Source organism: Shimia marina (assembly GCF_001458175.1).
Taxonomy (GTDB): Bacteria; Pseudomonadota; Alphaproteobacteria; order Rhodobacterales; family Rhodobacteraceae; genus Shimia; species Shimia marina.
This window is the reverse complement of sequence record NZ_CYPW01000006.1, coordinates 439,765-459,085: the sequence shown is the minus strand read 5'-3', so window position 1 is coordinate 459,085 and position 19,321 is coordinate 439,765. Positions and strand designations below refer to the sequence as shown.

The 19,321-nt window shown below is 56.7% G+C and carries 18 protein-coding genes and 1 pseudogene; 9 read left to right on the top strand and 10 right to left on the bottom strand.

Annotated features, from left to right (window positions below; genetic code table 11):
* Nucleotides 1-16 precede the first annotated feature (16 nt).
* Both SHM7688_RS04060 and SHM7688_RS04055 read left to right on the top strand, forming a co-directional pair.
* Nucleotides 17-727, top strand: a complete 711-nt coding sequence (locus SHM7688_RS04060; RefSeq protein ID WP_058238997.1) for a helix-turn-helix transcriptional regulator — start codon at nucleotides 17-19, stop codon at nucleotides 725-727.
* 67 nt (nucleotides 728-794) lie between these two features.
* Nucleotides 795-2,153, top strand: a complete 1,359-nt coding sequence (locus tag SHM7688_RS04055; protein ID WP_058238703.1) for a lytic murein transglycosylase — start codon at nucleotides 795-797, stop codon at nucleotides 2,151-2,153.
* 129 nt (nucleotides 2,154-2,282) lie between these two features.
* Here SHM7688_RS04055 and SHM7688_RS04050 read toward each other — a convergent pair whose 3' ends face one another.
* The 7 genes and pseudogenes from SHM7688_RS04050 to SHM7688_RS04020 form a co-directional block, all read right to left on the bottom strand.
* A complete protein-coding gene (locus tag SHM7688_RS04050; RefSeq protein ID WP_058238702.1) occupies nucleotides 2,283-2,861 on the bottom strand; it encodes a L,D-transpeptidase in 579 nt (192 codons plus the stop codon).
* A gap of 114 nt (nucleotides 2,862-2,975) precedes the next feature.
* Nucleotides 2,976-3,800, bottom strand: a pseudogene (locus tag SHM7688_RS04045) (ABC transporter permease); the annotation flags it as partial.
* 32 nt (nucleotides 3,801-3,832) lie between these two features.
* Nucleotides 3,833-5,107, bottom strand: a complete 1,275-nt coding sequence (locus SHM7688_RS04040) for an ABC transporter permease (protein WP_058238700.1) — start codon at nucleotides 5,105-5,107, stop codon at nucleotides 3,833-3,835.
* 144 nt (nucleotides 5,108-5,251) lie between these two features.
* Nucleotides 5,252-6,358, bottom strand: coding sequence for an extracellular solute-binding protein (locus SHM7688_RS04035; RefSeq protein WP_058238699.1), 1,107 nt, complete (start codon nucleotides 6,356-6,358; stop codon nucleotides 5,252-5,254).
* A gap of 84 nt (nucleotides 6,359-6,442) precedes the next feature.
* Entirely contained in the window at nucleotides 6,443-7,546 is a 1,104-nt protein-coding gene (locus SHM7688_RS04030; protein ID WP_058238996.1) for an ABC transporter ATP-binding protein, read from the bottom strand.
* A gap of 306 nt (nucleotides 7,547-7,852) precedes the next feature.
* Entirely contained in the window at nucleotides 7,853-9,241 is a 1,389-nt protein-coding gene (locus SHM7688_RS04025) for an aspartate aminotransferase family protein (RefSeq protein WP_058238698.1), read from the bottom strand.
* Nucleotides 9,242-9,327: 86 nt separating this feature from the next.
* Nucleotides 9,328-10,044 carry a GntR family transcriptional regulator gene (locus SHM7688_RS04020; RefSeq protein WP_058238697.1) on the bottom strand — a complete coding sequence of 239 codons (717 nt, stop codon included), beginning with the start codon at nucleotides 10,042-10,044 and terminating at the stop codon, nucleotides 9,328-9,330.
* A gap of 148 nt (nucleotides 10,045-10,192) precedes the next feature.
* Between SHM7688_RS04020 and SHM7688_RS04015 the strand changes: the two genes are divergently transcribed.
* The 5 genes from SHM7688_RS04015 (at nucleotide 10,193) to SHM7688_RS03995 (ending at nucleotide 15,505) form a co-directional block, all read left to right on the top strand.
* Entirely contained in the window at nucleotides 10,193-11,278 is a 1,086-nt protein-coding gene (locus SHM7688_RS04015) for a polyamine ABC transporter substrate-binding protein (RefSeq protein WP_058238696.1), read from the top strand.
* Between the two features lie 74 nt (nucleotides 11,279-11,352).
* Nucleotides 11,353-12,477: an ABC transporter ATP-binding protein gene (locus SHM7688_RS04010; protein WP_058238695.1), complete on the top strand. Its 1,125-nt coding sequence runs from the start codon at nucleotides 11,353-11,355 to the stop codon at nucleotides 12,475-12,477.
* A 3-nt stretch (nucleotides 12,478-12,480) separates the two neighbouring features.
* Entirely contained in the window at nucleotides 12,481-13,368 is an 888-nt protein-coding gene (locus SHM7688_RS04005) for an ABC transporter permease subunit (RefSeq protein ID WP_058238694.1), read from the top strand.
* Complete coding sequence (locus tag SHM7688_RS04000; protein WP_058238693.1) at nucleotides 13,365-14,183, top strand: ABC transporter permease; 819 nt, start codon at nucleotides 13,365-13,367, stop codon at nucleotides 14,181-14,183. The genes SHM7688_RS04005 and SHM7688_RS04000 overlap by 4 nt, the downstream gene beginning before the upstream one ends.
* Nucleotides 14,180-15,505, top strand: a complete 1,326-nt coding sequence (locus tag SHM7688_RS03995; RefSeq protein WP_058238692.1) for an NAD(P)/FAD-dependent oxidoreductase — start codon at nucleotides 14,180-14,182, stop codon at nucleotides 15,503-15,505. Before SHM7688_RS04000 ends, SHM7688_RS03995 begins: the two co-directional genes overlap by 4 nt.
* Here SHM7688_RS03995 and SHM7688_RS03990 read toward each other — a convergent pair.
* The 3 genes from SHM7688_RS03990 to SHM7688_RS03980 all read right to left on the bottom strand — a co-directional run bounded on the left by SHM7688_RS03990 (nucleotide 15,484) and on the right by SHM7688_RS03980 (nucleotide 18,507).
* On the bottom strand, nucleotides 15,484-16,206 hold the full coding sequence (locus SHM7688_RS03990) for a phosphotransferase (protein ID WP_158500661.1): 723 nt from the start codon (nucleotides 16,204-16,206) through the stop codon (nucleotides 15,484-15,486). The two genes, SHM7688_RS03995 and SHM7688_RS03990, sit on opposite strands and share 22 nt — an antisense overlap.
* A gap of 216 nt (nucleotides 16,207-16,422) precedes the next feature.
* Nucleotides 16,423-17,112, bottom strand: a complete 690-nt coding sequence (locus SHM7688_RS03985) for a flagellar hook capping FlgD N-terminal domain-containing protein (RefSeq protein WP_058238690.1) — start codon at nucleotides 17,110-17,112, stop codon at nucleotides 16,423-16,425.
* A 9-nt stretch (nucleotides 17,113-17,121) separates the two neighbouring features.
* Entirely contained in the window at nucleotides 17,122-18,507 is a 1,386-nt protein-coding gene (locus tag SHM7688_RS03980; RefSeq protein WP_058238689.1) for a flagellar hook-length control protein FliK, read from the bottom strand.
* Nucleotides 18,508-18,617: 110 nt separating this feature from the next.
* Here SHM7688_RS03980 and SHM7688_RS03975 point away from each other — a divergent pair, with 110 nt between their 5' ends.
* Nucleotides 18,618-18,911 carry a rod-binding protein gene (locus SHM7688_RS03975; RefSeq protein ID WP_058238688.1) on the top strand — a complete coding sequence of 98 codons (294 nt, stop codon included), beginning with the start codon at nucleotides 18,618-18,620 and terminating at the stop codon, nucleotides 18,909-18,911.
* A complete protein-coding gene (gene flgN, locus SHM7688_RS03970) occupies nucleotides 18,904-19,272 on the top strand; it encodes a flagellar export chaperone FlgN (RefSeq protein WP_058238687.1) in 369 nt (122 codons plus the stop codon). Before SHM7688_RS03975 ends, flgN begins: the two co-directional genes overlap by 8 nt.
* The last annotated feature ends 49 nt before the right edge of the window (nucleotides 19,273-19,321 follow it).

Sequence of the window (19,321 nt, the reverse complement as noted above, 5' to 3'; positions counted from 1 at the left end):
GCAGTATCTTGATATCATGAGCCGTACCGACCGCCTGTTCCAATTGATGCAAGCCCTGCGCGATCTGCCGCCACCTGCCACGGCACAGGTTCTGGCGCAGGAGACCGGCGTGTCGGAGCGCACGATTTATCGTGATATCGACAGCCTGCGTGCGCTTGGCGCGGTGATTGATGGCGAGGCCGGGTTTGGCTTTACGCTGATTGAAGACGCCACATTGCCGCCGCTTGGTTTTGGTCCAGAAGAGATCGAGGCGCTTGTGGTGGGGTTGAAAGAGGTTATGGAAGTTGGCGATCCATCGCTTGCACAGGCGGCAAAATCGGCTCTAACAAAGCTGAAATCACGCTTGCCTGAGGGGCAGGCACATCGTCTCAAACATGCGGTGCTCAGCGCCAAACGGTTTTATGAGCCGCCAGAGATCACCATTGATGCGGGTGTCTTGCGACAGGCGGCATGGGAGGAACGCAGGGTGGGGTTTGATTATGCGGATGCTGCGGGCAATCGCACCACGCGCTCCGTGGATCCGCTGTCGATCGTTTTTCTGCAGTTCACCCATTGCTTGCTGGCGTTCTGTCATTTGCGGCAGGATTACCGTGCGTTTCGCTTGGACCGGATGCGCAACCTGACCCTCACAGATCAGTTCTTCCGCCCCCGGCGGATCCCCATGTTGCGGGAGTATAGCGCGCGTCTGAAGCAGGAAGGTCAGACGTCGGCAAATCCCCGCGCCTGAGTGGATGAGTGCTTTTGCCGGTCTGTGCTTCGGGCTACAGTTTCCGAAACAGGCAAGGAGCAGTGCCATGTGGGTACAGGGTATTTTGGTAGGTTTAGTTTTGGGAACCACTGCGGTGGCTGCGGCGGCAGCACCAGCGCAATCGCTACGGCCGGTTTTGCGGCCGGCGACCGTCACGGTGGTCTCATCAGGGGGCACCATCCCCTATGTTCAAAAAACAGCGGCGCCGGTTGCCTCACAGCGCCCCGTATTGCGCCCGGTCACTCCAGAGATCAAAGCCCCCGAAGCGCAGCCCGTGGCGGCGGCAAACAAAGGGTTTCAGCGCTGGATTGATGGCTATCGCAGCCGCGCACTGAAGGCTGGCATCAGTGCGGCGGTATTTGATCGGGCGTTTCGTGGCGTTGAATACAACACGGATGTGATTCAGAGAGACCGCAATCAGAGCGAGTTTACGAAAACCATCTGGGAGTATCTGGACAGTGCTGCGTCTGACACTCGGGTGAAAAACGGTAAGGCAGCACTGAAAAAGCATCGTAAGACGTTGGAGCGGATCGAAGCGCATTATGGTGTGGACAAAGAGGTTGTGGTGGCTGTCTGGGGGCTTGAGAGCAACTATGGCACTTACAAAGGCACCACCCCGATCATCGAAGCGCTCGCAACACTGTCGTATGATGGGCGTCGGGGTAAATTCTTTGAACAGCAGCTGACAGCGGCGCTGAAGATCATTCAAAGCGGGGATGTGCGCCCACAGAATATGACCGGCAGCTGGGCCGGCGCCATGGGGCATACGCAGTTTATTCCCACGTCTTACCTTGCGTTTGCGGTGGATTTCACTGGTGATGGAAAGCGTGACATCTGGTCGGACGACCCCACTGATGCGCTGGCCTCCACAGCCGCTTATCTGAAGCGCTCTGGTTGGGTGACAGGGCAGCCCTGGGGCGTAGAGGTACAGCTTCCCAAAGGCTTCAATTATGCCTTGGCCAGCCGCAAAATCCAGAAGTCCCCAAGTGAGTGGGCGCGTCTTGGGGTACGAGACATGCAGGGGCGCAAGGTGCCCAATCATGGCAAGGCGTCGATTCTGCTGCCAGCGGGCGGGCAGGGCGTGGCCCTTATGATCTTCAAGAACTTTGCCGCCATCGAACGGTACAATGCAGCTGATGCCTATGTGATTGGTGTGGGCCATCTCAGCGACCGTATCAAAGGCGGGCCTGAGTTTCAGGGCAAATGGCCGCGTGGCGATCGGGCTTTGACATTCAAAGAGCGCAAAGAGTTGCAACGTCGTCTGACGCGTGCTGGGTTTGACACACAGGGTGTTGACGGCAAGATTGGCCCGATCACCATCGAGGCGGTGCGGGCCTATCAGAGGTCTGTGGGAGCCACGCCAGATGGCTATGCTTCTCTGACGCTTCTGAAATCGCTGCGCTAGCTGTGCCCGAGGCCGGGCGCGCCGCTTATAGCGTTTTGGGCTTCACTTGCGACACGAATACCCCGCCATGCCTACGGCATTCTCGGGAGATTCGTGTCGCGAGATGATTGGGGTAAAACCCGAAACGCTTTAGGCGCTGCCGCTCATCACAATCACTTCGGTGCCGAGGGGAACCTGCTCATAGAGCGCTTCGATATGGTCGTTGACCATGCGAATGCAGCCGTTTGAACTGGGCGTGCCGATGGATTGTGGCGCGGTGGTGCCGTGGATACGGAACAGCGTGTCGCGACCGTCCTGATAGAGATACATGGCGCGGGACCCAAGCGGGTTGTTGGGGCCGCCGGGCATGCCATCGGCGTATTTTGCATAAGCAGGATTGCGTTCGATCATATCCTGCGTGGGGCGCCAGCTTGGCCATTTCACCTTGCGGTCAATGGTGGCCCTGCCCTCAAAGTTCAGACCTTCCTGACCAATTGCCACGCCATAGCGCACAGCGTTGCGCTCATCTTGCATGTGGTAAAGGTGATACGAGGCGAGCACGACCACAAGCTGGCCGGGTTGGAAGCCATATTTCTTCTTCACCCGCACCTCCTTGGGACGTAGGTGCTCCATCAGTTCAAAGGGGGCTTGGGAGCTCTGTGCGGCCCGCAGGACCTGTGGTGTGGCCAAAAGACTGGCCGTACCAGTTAGAAAGTGACGTCGCTGCATATCGTGCCTCCATCGTTTTCTTTTAACATGGCACAGGGCCAAAAACAGACAAAGCCGGGGAACCCCGACTTTGCCCATATTCACCAGAATGTGCTGTAAAATGCCTAACGCAGGTTAGGTTGGGGACATGCCTCTCAACTTTTCCGAGCGTCGGCGGAGCATTTCCACCGTTGCCAGCAGCAGGATCGAGATTGCCACGAGGATTGTGGCAACCGCCAGAATCGTCGGGCTGATCTGCTCTCGCAGGCCTGTGAACATCTGCCAAGGCAGGGTTTGTTGCTTGGCGGAGCCCACAAAAATCACCACCACAACTTCGTCAAAAGAGGTGATGAAAGCAAAGAGCGCGCCGGAAATCACCCCCGGCAGGATGAGCGGCATCTGCACCCGGAAGAAAGTGGTGACCGGATCTGCGCCCATGCTGGCGGCCGCACGGGTCAGCGAGCGATCAAAGCCCACAAGCGTTGCCGTAACGGTGATGATCACAAAAGGAATGCCAAGCGCGGCATGCGCCAGCACCACGCCCCAATAGGTGCCAGCAAGGCCCATGCGGGAGTAGAAGAAATACATGCCCGCCGCCGAAATGATCAGAGGCACGATCATCGGAGAAATCAGCGTTGCCATGATGGCGCGACGGAAGGGGACATGGGGCTGGCTGAGGCCGATGGCGGCCAATGTGCCCAGCGACACCGACAGCAAAGTCGCAGCAGGGGCGATCTTTACCGAGTTCCACAGAGCGTCCTGCCAGTCGGGATTGCCGAAGAAATCCCGATAATGTTTGAGCGAATATCCCGCCGGGTCGAAGCTCAGCATTTCTTTCGTGAAGGTGAAAAAGTCCTGTGAGTTAAAGCTCAGGGGAATCACCACCATGATCGGTGCGATCAGAAAGAAGAAGATGAACCCGCAGAGAACCCGGAAGGAGTAGTGCCAGACGCGTTGGCCGGTCGATGCATATGTTGGAAGAGCCATGTCTGTTACCCCAGCTTCACGTTATCGATGCCGACAATCTTGTCGTAGGCCCAGTAGAGCACCAGAACCACTGCAAGCAGAATGGCGCCAAGTGCCGAGGCCAAACCCCAGTTGAGCGATGTCGAGATGTGGAAGGCGATCTGGTTGGAGATAAAGGTGCCTTTGGTGCCGCCGACCAAAGCCGGTGTGATGTAATACCCAATGGCGAGGATGAACACGAGGATCGAGCCTGCACCAATGCCCGGAACCGTCTGGGGGAAATAGACCCGCCAGAAAGCTGTCCAGTCTGTGGCGCCCAGTGATTTTGCCGCCCGCAGATAAGACGGGTTGATGGTTTGCATCACGGAATACATTGGCAGGATCATGAACGGCAGCAGGATGTGCGTCATGGCTGTGATGGTGCCAAATTGGTTGTTGATGATCACAAGGCGACTGTCGTCAGCCACAAGGCCTATGTAGACAAGGATGTCGTTGATCACCCCCTGTTGTTGCAGCAGGATTTTCCAGGCTGAGGTGCGCACCAGCAGGGATGTCCAGAAGGGCAAAAGCACGAGGATCATCAGCAGATTGGCTTTGCGCGCAGGCAGGTTTGCCAGCAACCACGCCACCGGATAGGCCAGAAGAATACAGCAGCTGGTGATCGCCATGGACATCCACAGCGTACGACCCAGAAGCTTCATGTAGATCTGTTCGTCTTCCGGGCGCATTTCCGGGCCATCCGTGCCAACCCGCATATCGACGGCGTTGAGGAAATAACCAGAAGTGATGGGGGGCGAGTAGGTCTGAAGCGTGCGCCAGTTGTCGTGCTCACCCCAGCCTTTGTTGATGTCAATCAGCGTCTCTTTCCAAGGGCCACCGGTTTCGAGATCAAATTTCTTGGCTTTGCGTCCCGTCTTGCGGAACAACGATGACATGCCCGGATTTTCATAGTTCAGGCGCGTGCCGACCTTGGTGTGGATTTTCTGTTCCGCCGCCGCTTTCAGATCGACCGCGAGGGCGGCATAAACCGCCTCTTCGGGCAATTCTCCGGTGGTGGCATCCCAATCTGCCAAAGCCACAACCGTGTTTGGCAGTGTTTTGGAGACGATGCCATTTTGCACCGAACGGTAGAGCATATCCACCACGGGCAAGATGAAACTGATCAGAATGAAAAGCAGCAGCGGTGCGATCAAAAAGAGCGCCCGCAGTTTCTGTTGCCGGAGCGCCCGCGCAAGGCTGCGCTTGAGTGGCGTTCCATCCGCGGCCAGAACCGGGCCGGCTGTTTCGGTCATGTCGCTCATGATATCCCTGTCGGCTGTTGCCGTTTGTTCGTTTTAAGTCCGCATCGTTGGCGGACGAACGATCCCTGTTTTCAGGGTGTTCTTGTTGGGGAAGAAAGGGCCATGTGTGTGGCCCTTTCCCAGTGTTTTAAAGCGGAGCGAGATTTATTTCGCCAGCCACGCTTCGAATTTTGCGTTCAGATCATCGCGGTTGTCGGCCCACCACTCGTAGTCATAGATGTGCACGTTGGTCGCGTTGGCCGGATCGGTTGGCATGTGAGGCGCCATGTCGATGCCCAGCTCTGCGTGTTTACCAACCAGCGGTGCGGAAGAGGCGCGCGCTGGACCGTAGGAGATGAATTTCGCCTGATCTGCCAGACGCTGTGTGTCGGTGGCGAACTTCAGGAAGTCCATCACACGGGCTTTGCGATCTGCTGGCAGACCTTCTGGAACAATCCAGCCGTCCAGATCAAAGGACTGCATGTCCCAGAGCATGCCGATTGGCTGGTTCTGCTCTGCGATGGCAGAGAAGAGACGACCGTTGAAGGTGGATCCCATCACAACTTCGCCGTCCGCCAGCAGCTGTGGTGTTTCCGCACCGGCAGTCCACCAGACCACCTGATCTTTGATGGTGTCGAGTTTGGCCAGCGCCTTGCTCACACCTTCGTCGGTGCCCAGCGTGTCATAGATGTCTTCTTTGGCAACGCCGTCACAGAACAGAGCCCATTCCATGTTGTCGATTGGGCGTTTCTGAAGCGCGCGCTTGCCGGGGTAGGCGGCGAGGTCGAACACGTCACAGACGGATGTTGGCGCAGTGTCGCCCACCAGATCGGTGCGGTAGCCGAAGGTGGTGGAGTAAACGATCTGAGGCACGAAGCACTCAGACACCAGCAGATCACCGAAGTCATCTTCGGCAGAGGTGCCATCAGGTGCCGCTGCGAGGTCTGCTGCTGGGTCGATTTCAACCGCCAGACCTTCGTCACACAGGCGCATGGAGTCAGAGGCCACAACGTCGACCAGATCCCAAGTGACGTTGCCTGCTTCGTTCATGGCGCGCAGTTTGGCCACGGCTTCGGCAGAGCTTTCATCCCAGGTGACTTTCACTTCTGGGTGCATTTCCAGATAGGGCTCTACATAGGCTTTGATCTGGCTGGACTGGTACGCACCACCCCAGGACACGAGGGTCATTTCGTTGGCCATTTCTTCCGCAATTGCTGCGGGCGCGCACAGTGCGGTTGTGGCCGCGAATGCTGCAAGTTTGGTGAGTTTCATAGTTCACTCTCTCCTAGTTGGTTTTCTTTGGTTTGGCTCGTTGGTCCCCCGGTCAATTTGGCGCCGGGGGTTTTATTTCTGTGATCAGGCGTCGAGTGCGCGGCAGTCTTCGGGCAACCAGCCGATCTCGATCTGTTGACCTGGTTTCAGGCGATCCACATCGGGCGCGTTGCGTGTCTTGATGATGAACTCATCATTGCCTGCCACCGAGAGACGCGTGCGGAAGATATCGCCCATATAGATGAACTCTTTCACCTCGGCCTTCAGCGTATGTGCGCCTTCCTGAATGCGGTCTTTGTTGTATTCCACCCGTTCTGGGCGAATGGACACGCGGGTGCGGGCACCGGGTTTGACGCTTTCATGGACAGGCATACAGTCGATGATGTCACCATCGTCCAGCTGCACCAGCGCAACGCCATTGTTGATCTCTTTGACGATGCCTTCCAGCGTGTTGTTCTCACCGATGAACTGCGCGACGAAGCTGTTTTTGGGCGCTTCATAAAGCGTGTCAGGTGGATCCAGCTGTTGAATGCGGCCGTCATCAAACACTGCAACGCGGTCTGACATGGTCAGTGCTTCGGTCTGGTCGTGGGTCACATAGACCGTGGTGATTCCCAGATTGTGGGCGAGATTTGTAATCTCAAACTGCATTTTTTCGCGCAGTTGTTTATCCAACGCGCCCAGCGGTTCATCCATCAGCACCAGTTCAGGTTCAAACACCAGCGCGCGGGCCAAGGCCACACGTTGCTGCTGACCGCCGGAAAGCTGTGCCGGACGGCGGCCGCCAAAGGCGCCCATTTCCACCATGTCGAGCGCGCGTTTGATTTTCTCTTCGCGCTCACTCTTGCCCATCTTGCGCACTTCCAACGGGAAGCTCAGGTTCTCCGCAATGGTCATATGCGGGAACAGGGCGTAGTTCTGGAAAACCATCCCAATGCCGCGTTTGTGCGGTGGAATGTTGTTGATGGAGGTGCCGCCCAGACGGATATCGCCGTGGGTTGCGGTTTCAAAGCCTGCCAACATCATCAGACAAGTTGTCTTCCCTGAGCCAGATGGCCCCAACATGGTCAGAAACTCGCCGCGAGGCAGGCTTAGGTTCAGATCTTTGACGACGAGTGTCTCACCATCATAGCTCTTTTGAACGCGGTCGAATTCGACAAACGCGTCGTTAGATGCACTATCAGCCAAAATCGGCTCCCTGTGTTTTTGGTCGGCAGATTTGCTCTGCTCGTCTGTTTCAAGTGTAACCACACCTGAGCTAAAATGCGCAACACCGCATTCCGTTAGGAAAGTGTGACAGTCGATTTGCGATCACGAAGTCCGTTTGCGACATATCTGATTCATTTTTCGCCAAAAACGACGGGATGGTAAAGTCACAAGTGTTCAAAACGACTAACTTTTTCGACTGAAAAGTAAAAAAGTGGCGTCCGTGACCAAATAAAAAACCCCAGAAAAAAATCTGGGGTCTTATGTATCAGCGATTTTGAGGGCTGATTACTTGTAAAGATCTTCGGCTTTGATCTGTTCGAAGGTCAGATCCAGAGCGCGAGTCGCCCGTTCAATGAGCGTGTCCACCTCATCACGCGTCATGACCAGAGGGGGGGAGATGATCATCCGGTCGCCGACATGGCGCATCACCAGATTGTTGCCAAAGCAGTGTTCACGGCATTTGTAGCCCACTGTGCCAGTGTCCGCAGCGAAAGGCGCACGCGTCTCTTTATTTGGGGTCAGGGCGATGGAGCCCATCATGCCAACGATCTTCGCTTCTCCAACCAGCGGATGATCGGCAAGCGCTTCCCACTTTTCTTTCAGGTAAGGCGCCACGTCATCGCGCACATGGCCGATGATGTTTTCCTCTTCGATGATCCGGAGGTTCTCCAATGCCACAGCGCAGGCCACCGGATGACCGGAATAGGTGTAGCCGTGGTTGAATTCCGTTGCGGCCACCACTTCGGCAACTTCATCGCAGACGATGCTGCCCCCGATCGGCGCGTAGCCGGAGGAGAGGCCTTTGGCGATGGACATGATATGCGGTTTGATGCCCACGGTCTGACTGCCAAACCAATTGCCGGTGCGGCCAAAACCACAGATCACCTCATCGGCGATCAGCAGGATCTCATATTTGTCGCAGATGCGCTGGATCTCTGGCCAGTAGGTTTCCGGTGGAACAATTACGCCACCCGCACCTTGAATAGGCTCGGCAATAAAGGCCGCCACACGGTCTTCGCCCAGTTCCAGAATCGCCTCTTCCAGCTCTTGCGCACGCTGCAAGCCGAATTCTTCGGGGGACATATCGCCGCCTTCGGCCCACCAGTTTGGCTGGTTGATGTGGTGGACATCGGGGATTGGCAGGCTGCCCTGTTGGTGCATGGGGACCATGCCACCCAGGCTTGCGCCCGCCATTGTAGAGCCGTGATAAGCGTTTTTGCGGCTGATGAAGATGGTTTTGCTGGGTTTGCCTTTGGCGGACCAATAGTGGCGCACCAGGCGCATGTTGGTGTCATTCGCCTCAGAGCCGGATCCGGCATAAAAGACGTGATTGAGATCCCCTGGCGCCAGCTCTGCCAGTTTGGCAGATAGCGCAATCACAGGCACATGTGTGGTTTTAAAGAATGTGTTGTAGTAGGGCAGTTCGCGCATCTGACGTGCGGCGACATCGGCCAGCTCTTCGCGGCCATAGCCAATGTTGACGCACCAAAGGCCCGCCATGGCATCCAGAATTTGCGCACCTTCGCTGTCCGTCAGAGTGACTCCTTTGGCCTGGGTGATCACCCGCGCGCCAGTGTCGTTGAAGTCGTTCTGAGTGGAGAACGGGTGCATGTGGTGCGCCACATCCAGCGCCTGAAGCTCTGCGGTTGGCAGATGATTGGTGATCGCGTTCATGGCAAACCTCTTTGCGAAAATCGACCGAGTCCGCACCTCACGCGCGGCCCGAAACCTCTTTGATCAAAAATATGATCAAATTCTGATTAGTCAATCACATCGCTGAGACCAGAGCCATCAAGCAGCGCGGCGCGGATTTGTTCTATGCCCTGCACCACATCCTCTCGCAGGGCGTCCCCCGCTGCCTGTGCGTCTTTTTTATGCAACGCATCCAGCGCGGATTTGTGGTTGTCCGGCAGGCTTTGTGTGCCCATGCGCCCGCAGACCATCCGCATAGAGGGGCCGAATCGCAGCCAGAGACTGTTGGCCACATCCATCAGAATCGGGGCTTTTGCGATGGCATAAAGCCCTGCATGGAAAGCGTAATTCTGTTTCAGATAGGCGGCGACATCACCGCGTAAAATGGCCTCGTCCAGCTTGGCATCAATGCCTTCTAACGTCATGATTTCTGAAGGCGTTATCTTTTCTGCAGCTTGCATGGCGAGGCGTGATTCGACGGATTCTCTCAGGAAAATAAGGTCGTCGATCACGTCTTCGGTCAAAAGTGGCACCACCACGCGGCGGTTGCCGCGAAACTCCAGCGCGCCCTCGCTGGTGAGGCGGCGAATCGCTTCTCGAATTGGGGTCATGCCGGCACCGGTGCGTTCGATCAGACCCTGAATGGTCACCGCTTGGCCCGGTGCCAGATCACCAAACAACACAGCCTCTCTCAGCTGTGCATAGACCTGCTGATGCACAGGGACGCGCGGCGTATTTTCGCTGTTTTGTTCAGTGTCTTGTCCCAAAAGCCCTGTGCCTTCCATTTGTGCAGCCCTATGCCTGATTTGATGTGTTAGAACGTATATTGGCGAGCGAAATGCACAAGCATATTGCCATAGCGCAAAAACTTGATCAAATTAATCTCGCAGAATACGACCGGGTCCAACGCCCGGCACCCAACGGGAGATCACCATGAAGACATCCTTTCTGACATTCGTATCAGCTCTGGCTTTGGGCGCGGCGGCAGCCACCGCCGAAGAAGTGCGCGTATACAACTGGTCTGATTATATCGACGAAGCGCTGCTGACCAAATTCGAAGAAGAGACCGGCATCAAGCTGATCTATGACGTGTTTGACAGCAACGACGTTTTGGAAACCAAGATGCTGGCCGGTAACTCCGGCTATGATGTTGTGGTGCCAACGGGCGCCTTTCTGCAGCGTCAGATCGCGGCGGGCGTGTTTCAGAAGCTGGACACATCCAAGCTCAGCAACAAAGGCAACATGTGGGATATGGTTGAGGCGCGTACCGCGACCTATGATCCCGGCAATGCCTATTCGATCAACTACATGTGGGGCACCACCGGTCTTGGCGTGAATGTTGCCAAAGTCAAAGAGGTTCTGGGCGAGGATGCCCCGATTGACTCTCTGGCGTTGATTTTCGATCCGGCAAACATGGAAAAACTCGCCTCTTGTGGGGTGCAGATTCTGGATGCCTCTGATGAGATGATTCCGGCGGCGCTGGCCTATCTGGGTGAGGATCCCACCAGCCTAGACAAGGACGTGTTGGCAAAGGCAGAGCCAGTTCTGGCGGCGATTGCGCCTTATGTGCAGAAATTCCACAGCTCCGAATATATCAACGCATTGGCCAATGGCGACATCTGTGTGGCAATGGGCTGGTCTGGCGATGTCTTGCAGGCACGTGATCGCGCCGCCGAAGCAGATAACGGTGTGGAAATCGCTTACAACGCCCCTTCTGAGGGCGCGTTGATGTGGTTTGACCAGATGGCCATTCCCGCGGATGCACCAAACCCCGAGGCGGCGCATACTTTTCTGAACTTCATCATGGATGCGCAGAATATGGCCGATGCGTCCAACTATGTGTATTACGCCAATGGCAACAAGGCGTCTCAGCCTCTGCTGGAAGAGGATGTGATCGGCGATCCGGCGATCTATCCAAGCGAAGCCACCATGGAGAACTTCTACACGGTGTCGCCATACCCGCCAAAAGTGCAGCGTGTTGTGACCCGCATGTGGACCAAGATCAAATCGGGCACCTGATGTGATCTGATTTCGGGCCTGCGCAGTGCTTTGCGCAGGCCTTTTGCCTCCCCCGACAATTTTCGGAGACCGCCATGGCGCTTGATGTCTTTGCCCCCTGGAATGACCCAGATGCAAAACCCCTCATTCAATTCAAAAACGTAAGCAAACGCTTTGGTGATTTTACCGCCATTGATGATTTGACGGTGGATATTTTTGAACGGGAGTTTTTTGCGCTGCTCGGCCCTTCGGGCTGTGGCAAGACCACGATGATGCGCATGCTGGCCGGGTTTGAAACCCCGACAGAAGGTAACATTTTGTTGGCTGGACAGGACATTGCACCGGTGCCGCCCAACAAACGCGCGGTCAACATGATGTTTCAGTCTTATGCGCTGTTTCCCCATCTTTCGATCTGGGACAACATCGCCTTTGGCCTGAAACGGGACAAGATGCCAAAGGATCAGATCGCAGCGCGTGTGGAAGAGATGCTGCGCCTGACCCGCATGGAAAAATTCGCAAGCCGTAAGCCACATCAGGTGTCTGGTGGGCAGCGTCAGCGGGTGGCGCTGGCGCGGTCTCTGGCCAAGGCACCAAAGCTTCTGTTGCTGGATGAACCGCTGGGCGCGCTTGATAAAAAACTGCGTCAGGATACGCAGTTTGAACTGATGGACATTCAGGAAAAGACCGGCACCACTTTTGTGATCGTGACCCACGATCAGGAAGAGGCCATGACAGTGGCCAGCCGTGTGGCGGTGATGGATCATGGCCAGATCGTACAGGTGGCGACGCCGGATGTGATCTATGAGGCCCCCAATTCGACCTATGTTGCCGATTTTATCGGTGAGGTGAACCTGATGAAGGGCAAGGCCGATCCCCAAGGTGACAGCCTGCAGATGCATTGGGCCGAAGGGCAGCCTGCGGTGGTTGGCTCCCCATTGGCGGGCGCGAGCAAGGGGCAGGATGTGCACTATGCCATCCGGCCTGAAAAAGTCTCTATTTCGGCTGAAAAGCCGGTTGATGCCGCCAATGCGGTGCAGGGCAAAGTGCTCGACATTGCCTATCTCGGCAATATCTCCACCTATCATGTGGAGCTGGCCGGGGGACAGATCATCAAGGCGCAGGCGGCCAACAACCGCCGTATTTCGCGCCGGGCCTTTACCTGGGAAGATCAGGTCTGGCTCAGCTGGACCGCCACCGCTGGCGTCTTTCTGGAGCGCTGAGCCATGCGCCGTCTGTTGATCGCCATCCCGTTTGTCTGGTTGCTGGCACTGTTTATCGTGCCCTTCCTGATCGTTTTCAAAATCTCGCTGTCCGATCTGGCTGTGGCGATCCCGCCGTATACGCCAACCCTGGATCCTGCTGACGGCTGGGCAGGGTTCAAACACTTCCTGTCGCAACTGGACTGGGAGAATTATGTCTGGCTCACCGAAGATGCGCTTTATTGGAAAGCCTATCTGTCGAGTCTGAAAATCGCGGTGATTTCGACCCTGCTGACCCTGCTTGTCGGCTATCCAATCGCCTATGGCATGGCGCGGGCGCCAGAAGAGTGGCGCGCAATGCTGTTCATGCTGGTGATCCTGCCGTTCTGGACCAGCTTTCTGATCCGGGTGTATTCCTGGATGGGGATTTTGAGCCAGGAGGGGTATCTGAACCAGTTCCTGTTGTGGATCGGGGCCATCAATGAGCCACTGGTGATCCTCAACACCAATATCGCGGTCTATATCGGCATTGTGTACACCTATCTGCCGTTCATGATCCTGCCCATCTATGCGGCGCTGGAGAAGCTCGACATCAGCCTGCTGGAAGCAGCCGAAGATCTGGGCTGTTCACGCTTCTCGGCGTTCTGGCTGGTGACAGTGCCGCTCTCCAAACAGGGCATCGTTGCGGGCAGCTTCCTTGTGTTTATTCCCACCATCGGCGAATTTGTGATCCCCTCCCTTTTGGGCGGTTCCCGCACGCTGATGATTGGTAAGGTGCTTTGGGAGGAGTTCTTCTCCAACCGAGACTGGCCTGTGGCTTCTGCGGTGGCGGTGGTGCTTTTGCTGATCCTGATCATCCCGATCGTGCTGTTTCAGCGCAATGAGCAGAAACAGAGGGAGGCTGGCAAATGAGACGTATGAGCTGGTTTAATATCACGTCGCTGACATTGGGGTTTGCCTTCCTGTATCTGCCGATGCTGATCCTGATTATCTTCAGCTTCAACGAAAGCAAGCTGGTGACGGTCTGGGCTGGGTTCTCGACCAAATGGTATGGGGAGCTGCTCTCAAACGGGGCCTTTCTTGATGCGGCCTGGGTGACACTCAAAGTGGCCTTCCTCAGTTCCACAATGGCGACGGTGCTGGGCACGATGGCGGCGATTGTCATGGTCAGATCCGGGCGGTTTGCCGGGCGCACGCTGTTTTCCGGCATGATCTACGCACCGATGGTGATGCCAGAGGTGATCACCGGCCTGTCGCTGCTGCTTTTGTTCATCAGCCTGAATGTGGACCGTGGTGTGATGACCATTGTTTTGGCGCATACCACATTCTCCATGTGTTACGTGTCTGTGGTGGTCAGCTCGCGTCTGGTGAGTTTTGATCAGTCGCTGGAAGAAGCCGCGCTGGATCTGGGCTGTTCCCCGTTTCAGGCCTTCCGCCTTGTGACCCTGCCGATTATTGCCCCGGCGGTGATTTCTGGCTGGCTTCTGGCCTTCACCCTGTCGCTCGATGATCTGGTGATTGCGTCGTTCACGGCCGGGCCCTCCGCAACAACCCTGCCGATGAAAATCTGGTCCTCAGTACGCCTTGGGGTGAGCCCGGAGATCAACGCCTTGTCCACATTGATGATCCTGATTGTGACGGTGGGCGTGGTTGGCGCATCGCTGATCAATAAGCGCAATGTGGTGCGACAACGCCGGGAAGAGGCGGCCGCGGCCAAGCTTGCATGACCCGAATCTGTGACCCTTTCTCCTATGGAGAAGGACCGATCAAAGAAGGATTTTGGGGAGAAACAGTCTCTGTTTCTCCCCGAATTTCGTTGGTAGGGCATCACACAGCTGAGGTGGCAATCATTGGGGCGGGCGTGACCGGGCTCAATGCCGCCTTGCGGCTTGCGGAGTGCGGGGTGAATGTCACCGTTCTTGATGCGCAGCGGGTTGGCTGGGGCGCGTCTGGTCGTAATGGTGGGTTTTGTTGCCTTGGGGGTGCCAAAGCCTCTTATGAGAGCCTGAAACGCAAGTTTGGCGCGCCTGCGGTGCAGGATTTCCTGAGAGCAGAGCGTGCGGCGGTGGATCATGTTTCAGATTTGATCGCACGCTTTGGGTGGCAGGTGGACCGGCACAGCGATGGGGAAACCTTGCTGGCGCACAATCCGCGCGTCGCGGCCACTTTCCCGCAGGTGGCAGAAGATCTGGCAAACACGTTTCAACTGCCCATTGAGGTCACCGCGAAAGAAGATCTCGCTGCACAGGGGTTTGGGTCAGGTTTCCATGGTGCGCTGACCATTACCATCGGTTTTGCGCTGAACCCGCTGAAATACGTGACGCATTTGGCCGAGGCGGCAGAAGACTTTGGCGCAACCATTTTTGAAAATAGCGCTGTGTTAGAGACGAAACACAGGGATGGGTGCTGGCATCTGACAACGCCAGAAGGTGAAGTCAGCGCCAAACATCTGGTGATTGCCAGCAATGGCTATTCCAGCGAACATATCCCGCCTTGGATGGCTGGGCGCTATCTGCCGGCGCAGTCCAGTGTTTTGGTCACACGGCCCTTGACGCAAGAAGAGCAACGCGCGCAGGGCTGGACATCGGCACAGATGGCCTATGACAGCCGCAATCTTCTGCATTATTTCCGGCTCATGCCGGACGGGCGATTTCTGTTTGGAATGCGCGGCGGTCTGGCGACGTCGCAGCGGGCGCATGACGCCATTCGCCCTGTGATCCGGCGCGATTTTGAAAAGCTGTTCCCAGCCTGGGCAGATGTACAGACGCCTCACTTCTGGGGGGGATATGTGTGTTACAGCCGATCGCTGACCCCTTTTGCCGGACCTGTCAGGGGGGCGGAAAATCTCTATGCCGCTTTTGCCTATCACGGCAATGGCGTGGCCGTGGGCAGCTATGCCGGGGCGATGCTGGCCGAGCAGATCCTGCAGCAAAAGCAGCTAGTGCACCCGGAGATCATGCTGTCGCAGCCGGGACGCTTTCCCTTGGGGCGTTTTCGGCGCCTGCTGATGTATCCGGCCTATCTTTATTATGCGCTCAAAGACCTCTGAAGCGCTTCGAGTTCGAGCTGTAGCCCCTCTGCGTAGGCCGGTTGATCATGCTCAATCTGCCACTGGCAATAGGTTGCCATGCGCGCATGATAGAGCGGGGCGAGCCGTTTGTAGCGGGTTGTGATCTCTGGCGCATCATAGCCATCAAAAAAGGCGTCAGCCTCTGTCTGAGACAGCACTTTTCCACGATATAGAGACTGCATGGCAGGCGAAAGAAACACGGCGATGTCCTCGCAGGGATCTCCAACGGCTGGGCATTGCCAGTCAATCAAATACAGACCGGTTTCATTTTCAATCAGATTGCCGGGAACAATGTCACCGTGCAGCAGCACCATCGGCGCATTGGCCGGAACCGCGATCTCAGAAAGAGCGTCAGGAAATGGCAAGTTTTGACCATATTGGGATTGAATAGTCTCTATCTGGGCGCGCAGTGCCGCTGCGCCATCAGGGATGAGGCGCAGCCCCTGAGGCGGGGGCAGCCCATGCAGTTTCCGCATGAGTTTGGCAACAGATTCGGTGTTCTCTGACCAGATATTGCCGGGGATATGCGCATAGACATTGCATCGGCCGGCCCCTGTTTCAAAACAGCCAAGCAGTTTGGGCGCAATGTCGTTTGGTGCCAAAAACCGCAGCAGCCGCGCTTCCGCATCGGGATCATTTGGGAAAAGAGGATTTCGCGCTGGCCCCTTATAGAGCTTCACGACGATGCTCTCTAATCCGGGCGCCGACCCCAGCCAAGCCATATTGGTGCGCCCGCCAAACAGCGCAGACCAAGCCTCAGGCTTGGCTCGATCCGGCAACGCCAGAGCAAGCTTTGAAAGCACCGAAGGCGGTGGAATGTCAGGCAGGGTGGGCAGCGCGGCGGTCCTTTTTCAGAGCGCCGCGACGCTAGTTCACGCCGGGAGAGGAGGCAAGGCTCAGCTTGCCTGAGGCTCGCGCAATGCGATCACATCATCAGAGGCGAACTCAATGCCATCCGCTGTGGACAGCATAACGCCTTTGTCAGTCATGCGCGCCTCGCTGACGCGGGCATAGGTATCTGCATAAACCGAATCGAGCTTTTCACCGTTGGCGTAGCTCTCTGTGACAAATGTATAGAGACCGTCCTCAAAAACATTGCCCGCATCATCAATGCCGGACCAGGTCACAGAGCCCTTCTTCGGATCAATGGCATAGCGTTGAACTTCAGTGCCATCGGAATCCCGCACAATCAGGAAGGCCGAATCCGCGCTGGTATTGGCATTGGGGGCCACTTCAATTGCAGAGCCGGAGAAGTTTGCTGGGGCTGCGACACGCGCTTCCATGCCCACCCAGGTCGACAGGCTGCTGAGGTCGTTGGACGTGAACTGGGAGCTCATGTTTTGCAGCAATTTGTTTGTCAGCGTCTGCTGTTCAACTGTGGAGAATTGCGCAAGCTGGCTGGCAAATTCGGTGGAATCGGTCGGATTGAGCGGATCCTGATTCTTCATCTGCACAGAGAGCATGTTCAGGAAGGTTTCAAAATCTGACGACAGCACGCCTTCATTCTGCGCCTCTTCGGCGGCAGCGGCGCGGGCCTGATTCGCAGCCTGTGCGGTGCTCGAATTTGTCGGAGCGATGGTGTTCATAGGGTTCTCCTAGAGTCTGATGTCGATGCCGCCACCGGGCAGGGTGGTCGCGGCGGCCTGTTGGGAGGCGATCATGTCGGGATCAATGAGCGGTGCGCCGTCAGCCTGCGCCATGCCGGCACCATTGCCTAAACTGCCGCCTGATTGTGCGTTCTGCTGAGAGGAATCGCTGCTGTTCTGCTCAAAAGAGAAGGAGACGTTTTCGTAGCCCATCTCCATGAAGTCTTTGCGCAGCATATCAATATGGCGACGCATCAACTCGGTGGTCGCCTGATTCTCTGCGGCAATTGACACGGTCATCACACCGGAGGATTCCGACAAAGACATACGCACTTTGCCAAGCTCCGGGGGATCCATGGCCAGCTCGATCAGGCTCTTGTCAGACATTTTCACCGCATCGGCGATTTGACGCACGACATAGGCTGGATTCGGTGCGCTGTTGGCCAGACGGGCCTGAGACACGGCCTCTTGCGGGCTCAATATGCTGCGTGCGCTGCTTTCTTCGATGGCGGCTGCCAGGGCCGAATCGACCGTTTGTAATGTGCTGACTTCTGCGGTTTTGAGCTGAATGGGCTGCACACCGGCCTGCACCTGCTCGACGATGGCCTTGGCCTGCATCTGTTGTGTTGCTGTTGGCCCAGTGGGGGCGGACGTGTCTGGTTTGACCTCCACGGTCTCCGCTGCTGGAACCTCTGCTACAGGTTGGATGAGGCCACGGCGTTCGGCGCCGGTCTGCACAGGTGCGGCGGCGGCCAGCGCCTGCGTGGCGGTTGTGGCTGTTTGTGCGGTCTTGTTGCGCACGGTCACCTGCATGGGATCCAGGCCCTCTTCGGCCTCCGCAACACGCTGGAGTTTCTCAACATCCCCCTTGGGCGCAGGCTGTGGGCCGGTGTCGATGTCCTGAACAACGGGCTTGTCCGTCTTGGTGACGATCTGAGGCTCGCTTTGCCGCGTGTCGCCCTCTGTGCTGGCTGAGGTTGCGGCTTGGCGTCCGGTTTGACCATCAAGGCGCAGCATGGCGGCGTTCTCGCTGGTGCCGGTCGGTGCGCGGCGCTCCTCACTGCGCAGCGCTGGCTCTGTATCTTCTGTTGACGCTTCGGCCACCTCAGTCGCCGCAAAATCGGCATCTTGGGGCGCGTCGTTTTCCGTGGTTTCCCCATCAGGCCGTCCCTCACGGGGCGTAGTCGAATCGCCACTGTCGGCGGTATCTTCGGAAGGGGTGTCGTCTGTTGAACGCGCATCATTCACATCGCCGGATGGGCGTGTGTCTTCGCGATCTACATCGTCGTAAATATCTGAAAAATCACTGTCTTCCCGTCGCGGAGAGACGTGTTTTTTTGGGGCAGCCACCTCCGCTGGGGAGGGCTGAGTCGTCGCAAAAGGCAGGTTGATCATGGGACCTCCGGGAATTCTTCCACTGGGAGTCCTCTACCGGAATCATCCTTACCACTTCTTTACCGTCCTCGGTCACAACTCAAAAATATACACAACCTGCGAGGCAAGAAATGCTCACACACACGGCCCCTGTTGCGCCTGCCGCACCACCGGTTCAGCCGCTTCCCTCCGCAAGAGAGGACACTCTGCGCGAAGCGGCGCGGGAACTGGAAACCACCTTTTTGGCGGAAATGTTGAAATCTGCGGGCTTTGGAAAATCCCGTGAAAGCTTCGGCGGCGGTGCTGGCGAAGAACAATTCTCCTCCTTCCTGCGCCAAGAGCAGGCCCGCGCCATGGTGGATGCGGGCGGCATTGGCCTGTCCGAAGCTTTCTTCAACGCCCTAAAGGAGCGCGCAAATGTCTGAAGAGATCGAAATTACCCTGCTCGATTCGCTGGAAACCCTGCTGGAAGAAGAGCGTCAGGCGCTCCTTAAAGGTGACCTTGAGGCGCTGCCTGATCTGCTGGAGCGCAAAGAATCGCTGTTTGAAGATCTGGAAGCTCAGCACGAAGAAATCCCGCTTGAGGCGGAGGCGCTGGAACCGTTGCAGCATTTGTTTGTGCGCAATCAGTCTTTGTTGGAATCAAGCCAGAACGGGCTGCGTGCCACCACAGAACGTATGGGCACCCTGCGCCGTGTGCGCACCTCTCTGGAAACATACAACAACAACGGTCAACGCCAGGCGGTTCAATTGACCTCCGGCCAACGCGTTGAAAAGAGAGCGTAAATTCAACTCTCTCAAGTTTTAGTGAAATGCGAGTAACTGGGAGAGGGGC